This is a genomic window from Paenibacillus xylanilyticus (assembly GCF_013359935.1).
In the GTDB taxonomy this organism is placed as follows: domain Bacteria; phylum Bacillota; class Bacilli; order Paenibacillales; family Paenibacillaceae; genus Paenibacillus; species Paenibacillus xylanilyticus.
In genome coordinates, this window is record NZ_JABMCB010000192.1 from 66640 (window position 1) to 85265 (window position 18626).

The 18626-nt window shown below is 48.4% G+C and carries 16 protein-coding genes; 15 read left to right on the top strand and 1 reads right to left on the bottom strand.

The window, feature by feature from the left end; all coding sequences use genetic code 11:
• The first annotated feature begins 4 nt into the window (after positions 1-4).
• The 4 genes from HP552_RS20200 to mgrA all read left to right on the top strand — a co-directional run bounded on the left by HP552_RS20200 (position 5) and on the right by mgrA (position 3435).
• Entirely contained in the window at positions 5-769 is a 765-nt protein-coding gene (locus HP552_RS20200; protein ID WP_175397201.1) for an alpha/beta fold hydrolase, read from the top strand.
• A 29-nt stretch (positions 770-798) separates the two neighbouring features.
• Positions 799-1575: an HAD family hydrolase gene (locus HP552_RS20205; RefSeq protein ID WP_175397202.1), complete on the top strand. Its 777-nt coding sequence runs from the start codon at positions 799-801 to the stop codon at positions 1573-1575.
• 31 nt (positions 1576-1606) lie between these two features.
• Positions 1607-2347 carry an NAD-dependent protein deacylase gene (locus HP552_RS20210; RefSeq protein ID WP_175397203.1) on the top strand — a complete coding sequence of 247 codons (741 nt, stop codon included), beginning with the start codon at positions 1607-1609 and terminating at the stop codon, positions 2345-2347.
• Positions 2348-2427: 80 nt separating this feature from the next.
• Entirely contained in the window at positions 2428-3435 is a 1008-nt protein-coding gene (mgrA, locus tag HP552_RS20215) for an L-glyceraldehyde 3-phosphate reductase (protein ID WP_175397589.1), read from the top strand.
• 132 nt (positions 3436-3567) lie between these two features.
• On the opposite strand, the gene HP552_RS20220 is transcribed toward mgrA, so the two are convergent.
• Positions 3568-4530, bottom strand: coding sequence for an AraC family transcriptional regulator (locus HP552_RS20220; protein ID WP_246310982.1), 963 nt, complete (start codon positions 4528-4530; stop codon positions 3568-3570).
• 153 nt (positions 4531-4683) lie between these two features.
• Here HP552_RS20220 and HP552_RS20225 point away from each other — a divergent pair, with 153 nt between their 5' ends.
• The 11 genes from HP552_RS20225 to ptsP all read left to right on the top strand — a co-directional run bounded on the left by HP552_RS20225 (position 4684) and on the right by ptsP (position 18383).
• Positions 4684-5865 carry a galactokinase gene (locus HP552_RS20225; protein WP_175397204.1) on the top strand — a complete coding sequence of 394 codons (1182 nt, stop codon included), beginning with the start codon at positions 4684-4686 and terminating at the stop codon, positions 5863-5865.
• 1 nt (position 5866) lies between these two features.
• Entirely contained in the window at positions 5867-6856 is a 990-nt protein-coding gene (gene galE, locus HP552_RS20230; RefSeq protein ID WP_175397205.1) for a UDP-glucose 4-epimerase GalE, read from the top strand.
• Positions 6857-6871: 15 nt separating this feature from the next.
• Complete coding sequence (locus HP552_RS20235; protein WP_175397206.1) at positions 6872-8470, top strand: UDP-glucose--hexose-1-phosphate uridylyltransferase; 1599 nt, start codon at positions 6872-6874, stop codon at positions 8468-8470.
• 284 nt (positions 8471-8754) lie between these two features.
• On the top strand, positions 8755-9342 hold the full coding sequence (locus tag HP552_RS20240; protein WP_175397207.1) for an MSMEG_1061 family FMN-dependent PPOX-type flavoprotein: 588 nt from the start codon (positions 8755-8757) through the stop codon (positions 9340-9342).
• A 91-nt stretch (positions 9343-9433) separates the two neighbouring features.
• On the top strand, positions 9434-10597 hold the full coding sequence (locus HP552_RS20245; protein ID WP_175397208.1) for an iron-containing alcohol dehydrogenase: 1164 nt from the start codon (positions 9434-9436) through the stop codon (positions 10595-10597).
• Between the two features lie 220 nt (positions 10598-10817).
• Positions 10818-11354, top strand: coding sequence for an NfeD family membrane protein (locus HP552_RS20250; protein WP_175397209.1), 537 nt, complete (start codon positions 10818-10820; stop codon positions 11352-11354).
• 55 nt (positions 11355-11409) lie between these two features.
• On the top strand, positions 11410-12963 hold the full coding sequence (gene floT, locus HP552_RS20255) for a flotillin lipid rafts scaffold protein FloT (RefSeq protein ID WP_281366144.1): 1554 nt from the start codon (positions 11410-11412) through the stop codon (positions 12961-12963).
• A 164-nt stretch (positions 12964-13127) separates the two neighbouring features.
• Positions 13128-13982 (top strand): glucose PTS transporter transcription antiterminator GlcT, encoded by an 855-nt coding sequence (gene glcT / locus HP552_RS20260; protein WP_175397210.1) that lies wholly within the window; start codon positions 13128-13130, stop codon positions 13980-13982.
• 287 nt (positions 13983-14269) lie between these two features.
• On the top strand, positions 14270-16324 hold the full coding sequence (gene ptsG, locus HP552_RS20265; RefSeq protein WP_175397211.1) for a glucose-specific PTS transporter subunit IIBC: 2055 nt from the start codon (positions 14270-14272) through the stop codon (positions 16322-16324).
• Positions 16325-16402: 78 nt separating this feature from the next.
• The gene (locus HP552_RS20270) at positions 16403-16678 is read left to right on the top strand and encodes an HPr family phosphocarrier protein (RefSeq protein WP_036617010.1); all 276 of its coding nucleotides are present in this window, start codon (positions 16403-16405) and stop codon (positions 16676-16678) included.
• Complete coding sequence (gene ptsP, locus HP552_RS20275) at positions 16671-18383, top strand: phosphoenolpyruvate--protein phosphotransferase (RefSeq protein ID WP_175397212.1); 1713 nt, start codon at positions 16671-16673, stop codon at positions 18381-18383. The genes HP552_RS20270 and ptsP overlap by 8 nt, the downstream gene beginning before the upstream one ends.
• Positions 18384-18626 lie beyond the last annotated feature (243 nt).

Consider the following 18626-nt stretch of genomic DNA (forward strand, 5'->3'; position numbering starts at 1 on the left):
GAAGTTGAGAAACCGGTATAATACAGGGCGCAAGAAGAGGGGCATCGGGAAATTTCTGCTCGTTCTTCTGGCGCTCATTGTCATTGGCTGCGGGTTTGTTGCCTGGAAGCTGTTCACTCCCTATGGACCGCAGGAAGTGGCCCAAACGGCCATGGAAACAGCGGATCAGGTTACGGTGAGCGAACAGGAGAGCTGGATTGATTTTGTACCAGACAAATCTGAAGGGATTAGTGTAATTTTCTATCCGGGTGGTTTGGTGAAACCGGAAAGCTATGCTCCTCTTGCCCACGAGCTGGCGGAAGCCGGACATCATACCATTATTGCCAAAATGCCGGTCAATCTGGCAGTACTGAAACAAAATTTGGCGGATGATATTCGCAATGCGTATCCAGACGAACCATTTGTCATGGGTGGACACTCATTGGGCGGATCCATGGCCGCACGTTATGCCGCATCCCATCCGGACGCACTCCAAGGCATCTTTTTCCTGGCATCCTATCCGGATCAAAAGGGCAGTGTGAAGTCACTTGGAATTCCGGCTCTCTCCATTTTGGGCACCAATGATGAAGTCGTCAACGCGACCAAGTATCAGAATGGCCGTGCTTATCTGCCAGAAGACACCGTGTATTACACGATCGAAGGAGGAAACCACTCGCAATTCGGAGATTACGGACATCAGAGTGGTGACGGAGAACCAGGAATTACAGGTGAAGAGCAGCTGTCTCAAACGGTAAATACAATCTCGGGATGGCTTGAAGGTATCAAATAGATGTTGCTGCCAGGAGGGACGGCTCGGTTATGGCCATACTTCAAATAAAAGATTTACAGATTCCCTGTCAGGGCATTTTGTTCGATAAGGACGGGACGCTGCTTGAGTTTTTACAATTATGGGGACCATGGGCGCAATCCTTGCTGAATCAACTGGAAACAGTGTTAGCCGACCTTGGAGCCGGGTTTACGGTGGAAAGAGAAAAGGTTCTCGGTACGATTCATGACAGCGAAGGACGCATTGTCGGTTATGACAGGCAGGGTCCACTGGCAATCGCTACTGTAGATGAGAGTACCGGGCTCCTGGCCGGGCAGTTGTATGCGGCTGGTATGCCATGGAATGACGCAATTACTACGATACGCAAGCTGTCCAGCACTGCCATACAGGAAATCCGGTTAAGGCGTCAGGCCCAGCCCATGCCGGGCTTGGTTACCTTTTTACAGACCTGCCAAGCTGCTTCAATCCCGTTGGCTGTAGTAACCTCGGACACTACTTCGGCTGCGATAGAACATTTGGAATGGATGGGACTGCGCTCCTTTTTTACATCCATCGTCGGCTGTGACCGCGTTACTTTGGGGAAGCCGGATGGCGAGTCCGTCATACTGGCATGTGGTGAGCTACATATTCTTCCTCACCAGGCCATAGTCATAGGGGATAGCAACGGAGACATGCAGATGGGACGGAACGCAGGGGTCGCTCATGTCATTGGTTTTTGTCCTCAAGGAGAGCAAGCAGCTTTTTTGCAAGATGCAGATGTCATTATTGGGGATTATCTCGAAATAAGGGTGAATCCGAATGGTGGCTGAACGGGATCATTCCGCTAAAGGAGGAGAGAGGATGAACGGGGCAGAACAACTGGTTTCCTGGATTCAGGAAAGTTCAAACATTGTTTTTTTCGGAGGGGCAGGAACGTCGACGGAAAGCGGGATTCCCGACTTCCGCTCTGCCGCTGGCCTATATCAGACGGAGCAGCATTCACCTTATCCACCGGAGGAACTGCTGAGTCGTCATTTTTTTGATCAGCATCCCGATATTTTTTATGATTTCTATCGCGGTAAAATGCTTCATCCCGATGCGGTACCTAATGGTTGCCACAGACTCCTTGCACGACTGGAGCAGGAAGGCCGCCTTAAGGCAGTCATCACCCAGAATATCGACGGATTGCATCAAAAAGCAGGGAGCATGAATGTGCTGGAATTGCATGGTTCCGTTCATCGAAATGCCTGCATGGATTGCGGACGTTTTTACTCCTTGGATGACATCATTCACTCGAAGGAGGGGGTTCCCCGGTGTGCAGGTTGTGAGGGAGTAATCAAGCCTGACGTTGTGCTATATGAAGAGGAACTAGACCAGAACACCTTATACCAGTCCGTCGATGCCATCTCTTCTGCTGATTTGCTGCTGGTCGGCGGCACATCGCTCACCGTACATCCTGCTGCACAGTTAATTACTTATTTTCGCGGAAAACATACCGTATTGCTGAATGCCACGCCAACGGCTTATGACCGACAGGCAGATTTGCTGATTACCGAACCGATCGGTGAGGTAATGAATAAGGTGGACCAGCTTCTTGGTTAGAACGTTTGTCTGAATAACCGCATTCTCCCGCACTCTAACTGGGCGCAGGAAGCGGAACCTGGGGAAAGAAGGGATTCATGATGGTCTACGTAGCCAGTGATACACGCTATGAAACAATGAAATATAACCGTGTTGGACGTTCTGGACTGAAACTTCCGGCAATTTCACTTGGACTTTGGCATAACTTTGGCGGCATCAATAATGCGGAGAATGGTCGAAACATGATCACCCGCTCCTTTGATCTGGGCATTACGCATTTCGATCTCGCCAACAATTATGGTCCGCCCGCAGGTTCTGCAGAGCAGCTGTTTGGTCAGGTGCTGGCACAGGATCTGAAGCCTTATCGGGATGAGCTGGTGATATCCACCAAGGCGGGTTATTATATGTGGCCCGGACCGTATGGCGAATGGGGTTCCCGCAAAAATCTGGTGTCCAGTCTGAATCAGAGTCTGAAGCGCATGGGGCTGGACTATGTCGATATTTTCTACTCGCATCGTTATGATCCGGAAACACCGCTGGAAGAAACGATGATGGCTCTGGACCATATTGTTCGTTCGGGTAAAGCGTTGTATGTAGGCATCTCCAACTACCCTGCAGAACAGACGAAACAGGCTGCTGAAATTCTGAAAGGTTTGGGTACACCTCTATTGATCCACCAGCCGAAATACTCAATGCTGGATCGCTGGATTGAAGATGGGCTGCAGGATGTGCTCGATGAGTATGGTGCAGGCAGCATTGCGTTCTGTCCTCTGGCACAGGGGCTGCTGACCAACAAGTATCTGAACGGCATTCCAGAGGATTCTCGTGCAAAGGGGCCTTCCGTCTTCTTGAACGAGAACAATATCTCGCCAGAGACACTGCGCAAAGTTCGTGCTCTCAATCAGATTGCAGCAGCACGTGGACAGAGTCTGGCCCAGTTTGCGCTGGCCTGGGTTCTGCGGAGCGGCAGGGTAACGTCTGCCTTGATTGGCGCAAGCCGGACATCGCAGATCGAGGAGAATGTGGCTGCGCTCAGTCAACTTGACTTCTCCTCGGAAGAACTGGAGCGAATCGAGTCCATTCTTCGTCCCGAACATCATGACAAATAAGCATATGGACTAAACATTTTAAAATGAAATGAAAAAAGAAGGTGCATCTTAGCCATGATGGCGAGTGCATCTTCTTTTTCTATGTACACGTGGATAACCGGGGGGAGGTGATCTCACCCAGGTCTAAGGGAGTCATCTCTGGTTTGGTTGTGTCATGCTCGTCTTTGGAGTTTGGGGCCTGGAGAGGATATTTTCGCGATACAGACTCGGCGCCTCTCCATGGAATCGCTTGAATTGTTTGGAGAAATAAAGTGCATCAGGCAGGCCTACCGAGGCGGATACTTGCTCAATAGATAAATCCGGACGCTCACGCAGCAGTTGACGCGATTTGTCGATCCGAAGCTTGAGCAGATACGTTACCGGAGAAAGTCCGGTTTCCTGTTTGAAAATCCGGGACAGGTAAGCGCGGTTATATCCGAGACTGGCTGACATCTGTTCAATGGAGACGGGATAAGCATATTGGGTAGACATATATTGAATCATCTGTTTGACGGTCCTTCGGATTGAAGACTCACCGGGGATCAGGGTTTGTCCCTGAGAAAGGTGATTTTGTGCTTCGGCTAGAATCATATATAACGTACCCAGTGATGTGAAATGAGAGCTTTCTTTTCGCTCGGCAAATGCATTCTGCATGACGGACAGCCAATCTGCAATTCCGCAGGATGGACCGGCATGAAAAACGGATTTCTCCGGGCGGAATCCCGCTTCCTCCGTATGCTTCCCGGCCTGACTGCCCGTATAGGCCATCCAACGATACTGCCAGGGGCGGCGGGCATCCGATTGGTAGCTTACAAGCTGTCCGGGATGAATGAGGAAACAATCCCCTGCGGATAATTCGTAGGTATGAAGTTCGGTGCGGAATGTGCCGGCTCCCTTTTCTACATAATGAAGCAAATAGTAATCGTACAGTTTTGGTCCAAGGGCATGACCGGGAAGGGTCTGGCTGGCGCCTGCAAAGAGGACATGCAACGCTCCCTTTTCATAATAGACAGGATTGGAGGCAACCGAGTATGTTTTTGCTCCACTTTTCCCGGAGGATTCCTGTGTGTTTTTGATCAGATGTTCTGCTGAATGTTCCTTGTGTGGATCGGTCATGGGGCGTTCCTTCTTTCGGTGATGTTATTCCCATTATATGTTGTAAGGTCACATTTATCCATATGAATCACACATGGCTGCATTTCAAGAGGCACCGCTTTCTTGTATAATAACCTTAAGAAAACAACAACAATGAGATGAGGTGCAGCAGCAATGAACATACATGAATTGAAACAAAAGTTTATTGAGAAGTACGGAGAGAGTGAAGCGGATATCCGTGTATTCCATGCTCCTGGACGTGTGAATCTAATCGGCGAACATATCGACTACAATGGTGGCTACGTGCTTCCGGCCGCACTTGAATTCGGTACGACACTTGGTATTCGGGAACGCAAAGACGACAAGCTGCAGCTCGCTTCCACCAATATGTCCTATGAAGGCGTGCTCGACACATCCTCCATCGGCAAGGAGAAAACAGGGGAGTGGACAGATTATCCAGTTGGTGTCATGGTTGAACTGCAAGGCAAAGGCGTGAAAGTAACGAAAGGATACGACTTCCTGTACCACGGTGAAATTCCGAATGGTGCCGGACTATCCTCTTCCGCTTCGCTGGAGGTACTCACAGGATACGCCATACAGTCGATGGAAGGTGTGTCTGATATCGATACGGTACAGCTTTCGCTTCTGTCCCAAAAGGCGGAGAACGAGTTCGTCGGCGTCAACTGCGGAATTATGGATCAGTTCGCTGTGGCTAACGGAGCAGAGGATCATGCCATCCTGTTGATGTGTGACACCCTTGAATATGAAAAGGTGCCTTTCCGTACCGGCTCATACAAGCTGGTCATCGGCAATACGAACAAACGGCGTGGTCTGGTGGACTCGGCTTATAACGAACGACGCTCCCAGTGCGAGCAGGCACTTGCCATCTTGAAGGAACAGCTGCCTGCACTCAACTATCTGGCGCAACTGACACCGGAGCAATTTGTAACGCTGCAGGATCACATCAAGGATGAGAAGGTAAGACAGCGTGCCGAGCACGTTGTGGAAGAGAATGCACGTGTACTCGCATCAGTGGAAGCGCTGCGTGATAACGATCTGGAAACCTTCGGCAAGCTGATGAATGCGTCCCATGAATCGCTTCGCTATCTGTATGAAGTAAGCTGCGAAGAGCTGGACGTGATGGTGGAGGAAGCACAGCGCATTCCAGGCACACTGGGTGCACGTATGACAGGTGCCGGATTTGGCGGATGCACAGTATCCCTGGTACATGAGGATGATGTAGAGCGTTTTGTTAGCGAAGTGGGTGCGGCGTACGAAGCACGTACCGGTCTCAAGGGAGACTTCTATGTGTGCGGAGTGGGCGACGGCGTCAAAGAATTGAAGGAGGCGAAGTAAGATGGCAATTTTGGTGACAGGTGGAGCAGGGTATATTGGTTCGCACACGGTAGCGGCTTTGCTGGAGCGTGGCGAGGAAGTTGTTGTACTGGACAATTTGCAGACAGGACATCGGGAGGCATTGCTGGGTGGCAAGCTGTATGAAGGAGATCTGCGTGACAAGGAGCTTTTGGCAAAGCTGTTTGCTGAGAATTCCATTGATGCTGTCATTCACTTTGCAGCCAACTCGCTGGTTGGCGAGAGCATGAAGGATCCGGTTAAATATTACGACAATAACGTGTTCGGCACATTGTGCCTGCTGGAAGCGATGAACGCAGCCAATGTACGCCGCATCGTATTCTCCTCTACGGCTGCCACATATGGCGAGCCTGAGAAAGTGCCGATCGAAGAGAGTGACCGCACCGAGCCTACAAACGTCTATGGCGAGACCAAGCTGATGATGGAGCGCATGATGTCCTGGTTCGATAAAGTACAGGAGATTAAATACGTGTCCCTGCGTTACTTCAATGCAGCTGGAGCACATGAAAGCGGCAAAATTGGTGAAGACCATCAGCCGGAGAGCCATCTAATCCCGCTCGTTCTGCAGACCGCATTGAAACAACGCGAGCATATTGCCGTGTTTGGAGATGACTACGCGACAGAAGATGGAACCTGTGTCCGCGATTATATCCACGTCAGTGACTTGGCTGATGCGCATCTGCGCGCTGTCGATTATCTGCGCAAAGGGGAGAGCAGCAACGTGTTTAACCTGGGGAATGGTCAAGGTTTCTCGGTTAAACAGGTTATCGAAACCGCGAAAAAAGTGACCGGACTCGATATCCCGGTTGTACAGGAGCCGCGTCGTGCAGGTGATCCGGCCGTACTGGTTGCATCGTCTGCCAAAGCAAGATCGGTACTGGGATGGAATCCGAAATGGACTAACCTGGAAGATGTCATTCAAAGTGCCTGGAGCTGGCACCAATCCCATCCTAACGGCTACGGAAAAAACTAGGAGGCGAACATCCATATGTCACAGACCCATAATGCTGCAGACAACACAGACCGGACACCGGAGCAGCAGGAAGCACTGCATGCCATTGAACGTCTGGTTGCATTTGCCTTACAGAACAAGCTGATTGAAGAAGCGGATCGGGATTACAGCCGCAACCTTCTGCTGGAACAGTTCGGATTTTCCGAGCCTTATGCCGGAACATTGAACGAGAGTGTACCGGATGGCCCCCAGTCTTTGCTGGATACGTTAATTGACTATGGTTTTGAAATTGGACTCATTCCGGAAAATACCGATACGTACCGCGATTTGCTGGATGCGAAAATCATGGGTCAATTGATGGCCCGTCCGTCCGAGGTGGTGCGTGCCTTCCGCCATACGGAGCAAACGGAAGGCATCGAAGCAGCTACATCCCAATTCTATGAGCTGTCGATTCATTCCAACTATATCCGCATGGACCGGATCTCGAAGAATGTGTATTGGACACAGGAAACGCCGTATGGCGATATGGAAATTACGATTAACTTGTCCAAACCGGAGAAAAGTCCGAAGGAAATCGCCATGGCGAAGCTGCTTCCGCCTCCAGTGTATCCGAAATGCCAATTGTGTCGGGAAAATGTGGGCTATGCTGGCCGGGTAAATCACCCGGCGCGTCAAAACCTGCGTGTTATTCCGCTGGAATTAAACGGTGAACCATGGTTCTTCCAATATTCGCCGTATGTGTACTACAACGAGCATTGCATCATTTTCCACCATGATCATGTGCCAATGAAGCTAACGAAAGATACCCTGCGCCGGCTGCTTGCCTTCGTAGGCGAGTATCCGCATTATTTCATCGGCTCGAATGCGGATCTTCCGATCGTGGGAGGTTCGATCCTGACACATGACCATTTCCAAGGTGGACGTCATACGTTCGCGATCCAAAATGCCAAACCTGAAGCGGTATTCCGTCATGCCAAGGCGCCTGGGCTTACACTTAGTCTGGTGAAATGGCCGATGTCGGTTCTGCGTCTCGCTTCACATGATCCGGCGGAACTGCTTGAAGCGGGCAACGCTGTGTATGAAGCTTGGAAAGTATACAGTGATCCTTCCGTGGAGATTGAAGCCTTCAGTGATGTGAATGGAGAGCAAGTACCTCATAATACGGTAACACCTATTGTTCGTCGCAGTGCGGACGGTGGATATGAGATGGATCTGGTTCTGCGCAACAATCGCACGAATGATGAACATCCGGAAGGCATATTCCACCCACATCGCGAAATGCACCATCTGAAAAAAGAGAACATTGGTCTTATTGAAGTTATGGGGCTTGCGATTCTCCCAGGCCGGTTGAAAGAAGAACTGGATGGAATTGCTGATATTCTTGCCGGGGACACCCAACTTTCTGAATCTGCTCAGGCTTCGGATCATGCCTTGAATCAGCATCTGCGCTGGACAGAAGAATTGAGAGAACGTTTTGGTTCCAACTTGAATAAGGAACAAGCCGTCGCTCTGGTTCAGCAGGAAGTAGGCCTGAAATTTGCCGAGATTCTGGAACATGCAGGGGTATACAAATACGATGAAGCAGGACGTCAGGCTTTCCGTCGATTTGTGGAAAGCATGGGATATACAGAGTAGCAGTAGGCAAGCAGCATTGTCAGGTAATGGAGAATAAATTTAAAAGGGATAGATGAGCAGCATATAATTTGCTCACCTATCCCTTTTTTGGGTGCAGTCAGAAAAAGATAATGATATATCAATAACTTCAATGATTCGAAAGTAATTGCCGCCATTTAGCGCCACTTTTAACCATGCACATTGAATATAGGATCATGGCAGAAGCTGGGTGTTCATTGTATAATGTGAGAAAGGTTATCACAGGATGATAAAATAACATGAATCTAGGGAAATGGGGATAATTAATGGAAAAGCAGCCACTAAACATACCGCTGATCACCGATGCAGATGAACTGCAAACCATGGTGGGTGAGCCGCATGAGCACGTGAGAAACAAGGCGATATCGTTTGTAGACTCCCATGTTCAACACTTTCTATCCATGTCACCATTATTTTTCCTATCCACTTCCGATGATGAAGGTAAAAGTGACGCATCTCCTAGGGGGGACGGAGCAGGTTTTGTCAAAGTTCTGGATCAATATCGGCTGGTCTACCCGGAACGTCCCGGCAATCGCCGAATTGACTCCCTGTTAAACATCTTGTCCAACCCTGGCGTAGGCATGATCTTCCTGATCCCAGGCATGAATGAAGTGTTAAGGATTAATGGAAAGGCCTCTATAACCAAGGATGAGGATTTTATCAACAGCATGGGCTGGACTGGCAAAACGATCGGAGCAGCGGTCATTGTAGACGTAGAAGAATGTTTCATCCATTGCCCCAGAGCATTCAAGCAGGCAGGATTATGGTCCTCGGAGACTTGGGTGGATCAGGAGAATCTGCCATCGACCAGTGACATGTTCCGGGCCCACCTGCAAATCAACGGCTTGTTATAAAGTGAGTGACTATGGATTTGTTTTTATAAAATCGGGGTACTATAATTGGAGTTGCACAAACATTCTAACTCCATTGGAGGCGGCATAGATTATGAGATCTTTTCAATTTTATAACCCTACCCGGCTGATTTTCGGTAAAGGACAACTGGAAGCGTTGAAAACGGAAGTGCCGAAATACGGCAAACGGGTATTGCTTGTATATGGCGGCGGAAGTATTAAGCGCAGTGGTTTGTACGATCAGGTGATCGGATTGCTCAAGGAAATAGGAGCAGAAGTAACGGAACTGGCGGGCGTTGAACCTAACCCGCGTCTTTCCACTGTTCATAAAGGGGTAGACCTCTGCAAAACAAATGATATTGAATTGATTCTTGCTGTAGGCGGCGGTAGTGTTCTGGACTGTGCCAAAGCAATTGCTGTAGGTGCGAAATACGATGGCGACATGTGGGATTTTGCTCAGCGCAAAGCTGTTGCTCAGGATGCTCTTCCACTTGGTACCGTGCTGACTATGGCGGCAACTGGTTCTGAAATGAACTCCGGTTCTGTGATTACCAACCAGGATACACAGGAAAAACTGGGCTGGGGCAGCGCGTATTCCTTTCCTGCGTTCTCCATCCTTGATCCGGTGAATACATATACCGTGCCTTTGGATCAGACGGTGTATGGCATGGTTGACATGATGTCCCACGTATTGGAGCACTACTTCCACCTGGATGACAATACGCCGGTACAGCTTGGCTTCTGTGAGACCATTCTGCGTACAGTCATGGATGCAGCACCTCGTTTGGTGGAAGATCTGGAGAACTACGAGCTTCGCGAAACTATTCTGTACTGCGGAACGATGGCGTTGAACGGTGTACTGAACATGGGACTTGCCGGTGACTGGGCAACCCACAATATTGAGCACGCAGTATCTGCTGTATACGATATCCCCCATGGCGGCGGACTGGCTATTCTGTTCCCGAACTGGATGAAGCACAATCTCGACGTGAATGTAGATCGTTTCAAACGTCTGGCCATCAATGTATTTGAGGTTAATCCCGAAGGCAAATCAGACAAGCAGATTGCGGAAGAAGGAATTGAAGCCCTGCGCAAATTCTGGACGTCCATCGGTGCGCCTAGTCGTCTCGCAGACTATGACATTGACGACAGTCAGATCGATGTCATGGCCGACAAGGCCATGCTCTTTGGCCCATTCGGCAACTTCAAGAAGCTGCAGCGTGAAGATGTTGTATCCATTTATAAGGCATCTCTGTAACACAAAGGCAAGCAATCCATTTATTAATAAAGACCGCAAATCTCCACATTTTGGAGATTTGCGGTCTTTTTATGTGAAATATCATGTAGAATAACCAATATCGGGTCTAGGTTACATATGAGGAAAGATTTTGAAACATTATGCCATTTGCTACGTATTTATTTACATGAGGAATGCCCAGTTAGTTTGGATTTGCGGCAGAAGAGAGGAGGAACGGGGAATGGAGACAATCTATTGGGGGTGTCTAATCGGAGGAGCCATTTTCGCGATCGTCAGCCTTGTGCTGGGTGACTTGATTGATGGTTTGCTGGATGGGGCCTTTGAACTGCCAGGCATTGATTTTCTCAAACCTGTCGTGCTTGCCGGTTCCATTACGGCCTTTGGCGGAGCTGGAATTATGTTGACACGTTATAGCTCGGTGAGTGCGATTGCGGGACTCATATTATCCCTGCTTATAGGCATTGCTGCTGCCATGCTGGTATTCTTTGCATATATCAAACCGATGCGCAACAGTGAGGTCTCTATCGCTTTTTCAATGAAAGAGCTTTCAGGGAAAATAGGGGAAATTACGATTCCAGTACCTGAAAAAGGCTTCGGTGAAGTCATGATCCGTTTTGCTTCCGGTAATACGATTCATACGGCGTCCAGCTTTGAACATCGCCCTATTGCGGCGGGAGCGCGTGTTGTTGTAGTAGACGTTACTGAAGGTGTACTCCGTGTGGCTGAATGGGATGAAGATGTACTTAAAGACGTCTAAATCGAACTCGTGGTGAAATGAATCTACTCATCAAGAATTAAGGGGAGAGATGTGAATGAATTGGGATATGGATATGGATATGTTATTGGTTCCTGCAGTTGTGGTAGGTGTAATTCTGATTCTTGGATTAGCCTTCTGGGCGAGATACAAAACGGTAGGTCCTGATGAGGCGATGATCGTCACAGGTTCCTTCCTGGGCAACAAGAATATTTCGGAAGATGAATCCGGTCGCAAAATCAAAATCGTACGAGGCGGCGGTGCTTTCATCTGGCCTGTGTTCCAACAGTCCGAATTTATTTCACTGTTATCCCACAAGCTGGACGTATCCACGCCTGAAGTGTACACAGAGCAGGGTGTGCCTGTTATAGCAGATGGGGTTGCAATTATCAAAGTTGGCAGTGCTGTGGAGGATGTAGCTACAGCAGCTGAACAATTCATCGGCAAACCCGTTGAAGCATTAAGGGGCGAAGCACAGGAGGTTCTGGAAGGGCATTTGCGGGCCATTCTCGGAACCATGACTGTGGAAGAAGTGTACCGAAACCGGGATCGATTCGCACAAGAGGTTCAGGGTGTGGCTGCAAGAGACCTGAAAAAGATGGGTCTGCAGATTGTCTCTTTTACCATTAAGGATGTTCGTGACAAACAAGGGTATCTGGATGCGCTCGGTAAGCCGAGAATTGCAGCGGTGAAGCGGGATGCCGAAATTGCTGAAGCTGAAGCGATGAGGGATGCACGAATTCAGAAAGCCAATGCGGAAGAGCAAGGGCAGAAGGCGGAGTTGCTGCGTGATACCAATATCGCGGAAGCTGCTAAAGAGAAGGAATTGAAGGTCGCCGCGTTTAAGCGGGACCAGGATACAGCTAAAGCCGAAGCGGACCAGGCTTATCATATCCAAGAAGCACGTGCGAAACAGACTGTAGTGGAAGAACAGATGAAGGTTGAACTCGTGCGTAAAGAACGTGAGATCGACCTGAAGGAAAAAGAAATTACCGTACGCGAGAAGCAGTATGACGCCGAAGTGAAGAAAAAAGCGGAAGCTGACCGTTATGCTGTTGAGCAGGCTGCAGAAGCCGATAGAACAAAAAGAATGCGTGAAGCAGAGGCGGTTCAATACTCGATTGAAACGCAAGCCAGAGCAACAGCAGAACAAAAACGGCTTGAAGGTCAGGCGGTTGCGGATGCAGAACGAGCCAAAGGTACAGCCGATGCAGAAGTCATTCGTCTGCGTGGTCTGGCAGAAGCCGAAGCGAAGGAAAAGCTTGCCGAGGCGTTCCAGAAGTTTGGCGAAGCGGCTGTACTCGATATCATCGTCAAAATGCTGCCTGAGCTTGCAGGTAAAATTGCAGAGCCGATCTCATCCATTGATAAACTGACTGTGGTAGATACAGGTAAGGGTGAAGGGGCAGCGCGTGTAAGCAACTATGTCACCGAGTTGATGTCTACGGCTCCGGAGATGCTTAAGAGTGTATCCGGTATTGATGTAGAGCAATTGATTAAAGGGCTGACCAAGTCCAAAACACCTGCACCGGTTGCTGTCCAGCAGAGTGAACCTGCAACCACTCCATCTGTAATTGATAAGATTGTGGAGAGAGCTGGAGCTGAGGATTAAGACTACATGAATGATACATGAAGCTCTATTGACCTTAACGCGATTTTTTGTTACTTTTTAAGCGAGACGTTCGGCGCGGTATGCCCGCGCCAGACGTCTTTTCGTTGTTAACGAGGATGTGACTGAATCGCATTCAAGATGGTGTGAAAAAAGAGGTGCAAACATTGAGCAGCCTGCATGTAAACAAAGCGCTAAATAATAATGTAATTATTGCACAGCATCCTGAACATGGAGAAGTCGTCGTCATCGGTAAAGGCATTGGCTTCAACCGGAAAACGAATGACATCATTCCCTTGATGGCTGTGGAGAAGATGTTCATTTTGAAGAATCAGCAGGAGCAAGAGCAGTACAAACAGCTTCTTCCACAGGTGGATGAAGCTTTGATCGAGATTATTAATGAAGTCATTACGTATATCGCAGAGCGTACGGATGTTCCGCTCAACGAGCATATTCACATCGCATTGACTGATCATATTTCTTTTGCACTAAAGCGCAAAGAACAGGGCATTGTCATACAGAATCCGTTTCTATATGAAACACGTGAGATATACCCAGAAGAATATCGCATGGGAGATTACGCTGTTCGTCTCATCAAGGAGAAACTGGGTGTCGATCTGGGTATGGATGAGATTGGATTTATTGCGCTTCATATCTATAGTGCCATGACGAACCAGAATATATCTCAAGTACGTGAGCATTCGCAACTCATTACCGATCTGGTGGGCATCGTTTCGGATCATTTGGATTATTCATTTGAGACGGAGTCCCTGGACTATTCCCGGTTGCTGACTCATTTGCGATTTGCATTGGAACGTGTTCGGCGGGGAGACAAGGTGGAAGAACTGCACAAGCTGGATTCCCTGTTGAAGTTGGAGTACCCTGAAATGTACTCGCTTGCATGGAAACTGACCAAAGTAATGGAACGAAGATTAAATCTACCGGTTTATCCGGCAGAGGTTGGTTATCTGACTATCCATCTCCAACGGCTGAATCAGAGGAAAGAAGAAGAGAAGAAGTGAATTATTACCATCCATGGAATTCGCTCCTGAGAATTTTTGTGTAAAGGCTTGCACTGTTTTTGAAGTGATGCTACAATGGTGTCCGTAATCAAGCAACTGAATAAACATAAGCGACGTGTTACTGACTCGATCAGGCATGAGTTTCTAGAGTGTGATTGTTCTTACCTTATACAGGGTATGCTATACCCGAAGGTTGGTACGATTCACTTTATTAGCTCATGCCTTTTTTGTTTTCCCTTGCTTGCATCACGACATATAGACTTAGACGAAAGGGTGAATACGACGCGATGTTTAAAAAGCTTTTTGGCGTCTTGCAAAGAGTAGGTAAAGCTCTTATGCTGCCTGTGGCGATTTTGCCAGCGGCGGGCTTGTTGCTCGGAATAGGCAACATGCTTGTTAACCCAGACTTTCTGCAATATGTAACGGCACTGGATACCCCTTGGGTAAATTCAATTGCCACGATCATGATGAACGCAGGTCAGATCGTATTTGATAATCTGGCATTGCTGTTTGCCGTCGGTGTTGCAGTAGGCCTGGCCGGAGGCGAAGGTGTAGCAGGTCTTGCGGCCATCATCGGTTACCTGGTTATGAATGTTACATTGGGATCTGCGGTAGGTGTTACTCCTGCCATGATCGGCAATGTGCCTGGTTATGCCAGCATACTGGGTATTCCTACATTGAGTACAGGCGTGTTCGGAGGTATTATCATAGGTATTGCCGCCGCGCTATGTTACAATCGATTTTTCAAAATCGAACTGCCGTCTTACCTCGGTTTCTTTGCCGGTAAACGCTTTGTCCCGATTATCACTTCAGTCGTTTCCCTCTTAATCGGGTTACTACTGGTGATCATCTGGCCTCCGATTCAAAATGGACTGAATGCTATATCTCACTTCATGGTAGATACAAGTCCGACGTTATCGGCGTTCATTTTCGGAGTTGTGGAACGGTCATTGATTCCGTTCGGTTTGCATCACATTTTCTACTCCCCATTCTGGTTTGAGTTTGGTGAGTATGTGAATAAGGCCGGAGATGTTATTCGCGGGGACCAGAAGATCTTCTTCAGCCAGCTGCGTGATGGCGTTGCTCTCACAGCGGGAACATTCCAAGTCGGTAAATTCCCGTTCATGATGTTCGGTTTGCCAGCTGCGGCACTTGCGATGTACCATGAAGCAAGACCGGAGCACAAAAAGTATGTTGCAGGGATCATGGGTTCAGCTGCGCTGACCTCGTTCCTTACAGGGATTACAGAACCGCTTGAATTCTCGTTCCTGTTTGTGGCGCCAGTACTGTTTGCAGTACACTGTATCTTTGCAGGTTTGTCTTTCATGACCATGCAAATTCTCGGCGTCAAAATCGGGATGACGTTCTCCGGTGGATTTATTGACTTCCTGATTTTCGGTATTATCCCGAACCGTACACCTTGGTGGGATGTCATTATTGTTGGCTTGATTCTTGCCGTGATCTACTACTTCGGATTCCGAATGATCATTCGCAAATTCAACCTCAAAACACCGGGGCGTGAAGAAGCAACTCCTGAAACAGCTTCGGGTGGAGGTTCAGGTTCAACAGACGATCTGCCACACAACATTCTTGCAGCCTTTGGTGGACAGCAGAATATCAAACATCTGGATGCATGTATTACTCGTTTGCGGATTGAAGTGAATGAGAAATCCAATGTAAATAAAGATCGTTTGAAACAATTAGGTGCATCTGGCGTGCTTGAAGTGGGTAATAATGTACAGGCCATTTTCGGTACACGTTCAGATACGATTAAATCCCAAATGCAGGATATCATTGCAGGACGCACCCCGGCACCGACACCAGCTGCGGATGTCACACCAACTCCTGAAGAGGAGAAGGCACAGGGAGCAGAAGGTGAGCGCATTATTGCCGAAGATATCGTCATGCCGGTAAATGGTGAATTGATGGATATCACTAACGTACCTGATCCGGTCTTTGCCGAAAAAATGACAGGTGACGGTTTCGCTGTTCTGCCACATGATGGCAAGATTACATCGCCTGTGTATGGTAAAGTGTTTAACGTATTCCCTAGCAAACATGCTGTCGGCATCATGTCCGACGGAGGCAAGGAAGTACTGGTTCATATAGGTGTCAACACGGTGAAGCTGAAAGGTCAAGGTTTCAACGTGCTCGTGCAGGAAGGCGACCTGGTATCAGCAGGTCAACCGATTATGGAAGTGGATCTGGAGTATGTAAAAGCTAACGCTCCATCCATTATCTCACCAGTCATCTTCACCAACCTGCCAGAAGGTTCCACAGTGACCCTGAAGAAGAGTGGAGTACTGAAAATTGGCGATCAGCCAATCATTGAGATAAAATAAGAAGTGTTCCGACAATGGCAAGCAAGTGTAAATATACGCAATGCCTAAATTAAACTATTTGAAAGTGAGATGATTGTAATGCAACAAACATTCAGAATTACAGACGAAGATGGTATCCACGCACGTCCGGCGACAGCCCTGGTTAATACAGCTAACAAATTCAAAGGTGCAGAATCCTTTGCAGAAGCTAACGGTAAAAAAGTAACATTGAAATCTATCCTGGGTGTTCTTTCCCTCGGTCTGGAACAAGGTGACACCATCAGCATCATCGTTGAAGGCGAAGGCGAAGCTGAAGCTCTTCAAGCGCTGACTGACGTTATGGTTAACGAAGGGCTGGGCGAAATTAATGCTTAATGTTTCCGGGATCGCGGCTTCGGCGGGTATTGCTATCGCCAAGGCGTTTATCTTGGAGCATCCCGATTACTCTGTAGAAAAACGCCAAATCACCGACGTTGACGCAGAGATCGCTAAACTCGACTCAGCACTGGGCAAGTCCCAGTCTGAGCTTGAGGCGATCAAAGAGCGTACTTTACAAGAGCTTGGCGAGAAAAAAGCTGAAATCTTTGCTTCCCATTTGCTCATTCTGAATGACCCGGAACTGATTGATCCGGTTAAAGCGAAAATTGCTGACGAAAAAGTGAATGCAGAATTTGCACTCGACGAAACAGCATCGCAATTTATCTCCATGTTCGAGAACATGAAGAGTGCTTACCTGCAGGAACGTGCAGCGGACATGCGTGACGTTACCAAACGTGTGCTGAATCACTTGCTTGGTATCGACTTCATGAGTCCGGCTGAGATCGCTGAAGAAGTGATTGTGCTTGCGGAGGATCTGACGCCTTCCGATACAGCTCAATTGAACCGTCAATATGTTAAAGGTTTTGCAACGAACATCGGTGGTCGTACTTCTCACTCCGCCATCATGGCTCGTTCCCTTGAAATCCCGGCTGTTGTTGGAACCAAAGACATCCTGGCTCAAGCGAAACAAGGCGATTTGATTATCGTTGACGGCCTGGATGGTCAAGTTTTGGTTAATCCGACGGATGAGGTTGTTGCAGAATATCGTTCCAAACAGGAGCAGTATGATGCACAACGTGCCGAGTGGAGAAAACTGCGTGACGAACCAACCGTAACGGTGGATAACGTTCATGTGGAATTGGCAGCCAACATTGGTACGCCGAATGACGTTACAGGTGTTCTGGAGAACGGTGGAGAGGCTGTAGGCCTGTACCGTACCGAATTCTTGTACATGGGCAGAGACAAGCTTCCTTCCGAGGATATTCAGTACAATGCTTACAAAGCGGTATTGGAGAAAATGGAAGGCAAACCTGTTGTCGTTCGTACACTCGATATCGGTGGAGACAAAGAGCTTCCATATCTGGATCTGCCAAAAGAAATGAATCCATTCCTCGGTTTCCGCGCAGTTCGTCTGTGTCTGGACCGTCTGGATATTTTCCGTACTCAATTGCGTGCATTGCTGCGTGCAAGTGTACATGGTAACCTGCGTGTCATGTTCCCGATGATCGCAACACTGGGTGAATTCCGTGAAGCAAAAGCTGTCCTGCTCGAAGAGAAGGAGAAGCTGGTAGCCGAAGGTATTGCTGTTTCCGACAGCATTCAACTGGGCATCATGGTCGAGATTCCTTCGACTGCGGTTTTGGCGGATCAATTTGCCAAAGAGGTTGATTTCTTCAGTATCGGAACAAACGATCTGATTCAATACACCATGGCTGCTGACCGCATGAACGAGCGTGTCTCTTATCTGTACCAACCTTATAATCCTTCCATTTTGCGTTTGGTTAAAATGGTCATCGATGCAGCGCATCGTGAAGGAAAATGGGTTGGCATGTGCGGAGAGATGGCGGGAGACGAAACAGCAATTCCATTGCTGCTCGGTCTCGGACTGGATGAGTTCAGCATGAGCGCAACATCCATTCTGCCAGCTCGTAGTCAGATCACCAAGCTGTCCCGTGCGGACATGCAGGAACTGGCTGCCAAAGCTCTCGATATGCAAACGGCTGAACAAGTGGTTGAATTGGTTCAAAGCATCAAAGCGTAATTTTGCCGGGGGTTCCTCCGGGTGTGAAGGTCTTTTCTTTTTCCGATTAATGGGCTGCAGAAATGCAGCGATATTGCCGGTATCTGCGATAATCGCGGATGCCGGCTTTTTTTGTGTGCCATAATTGTTGAAAGGTAATAAACGATGAGAGAGTGGATTTCATCAGGAATGAGGGATACGAAAAATGAAAGTAAAGTGAAACAAGCTCTTGCTGATGTGTATACGTCAGCAAGAGCTTGTTTC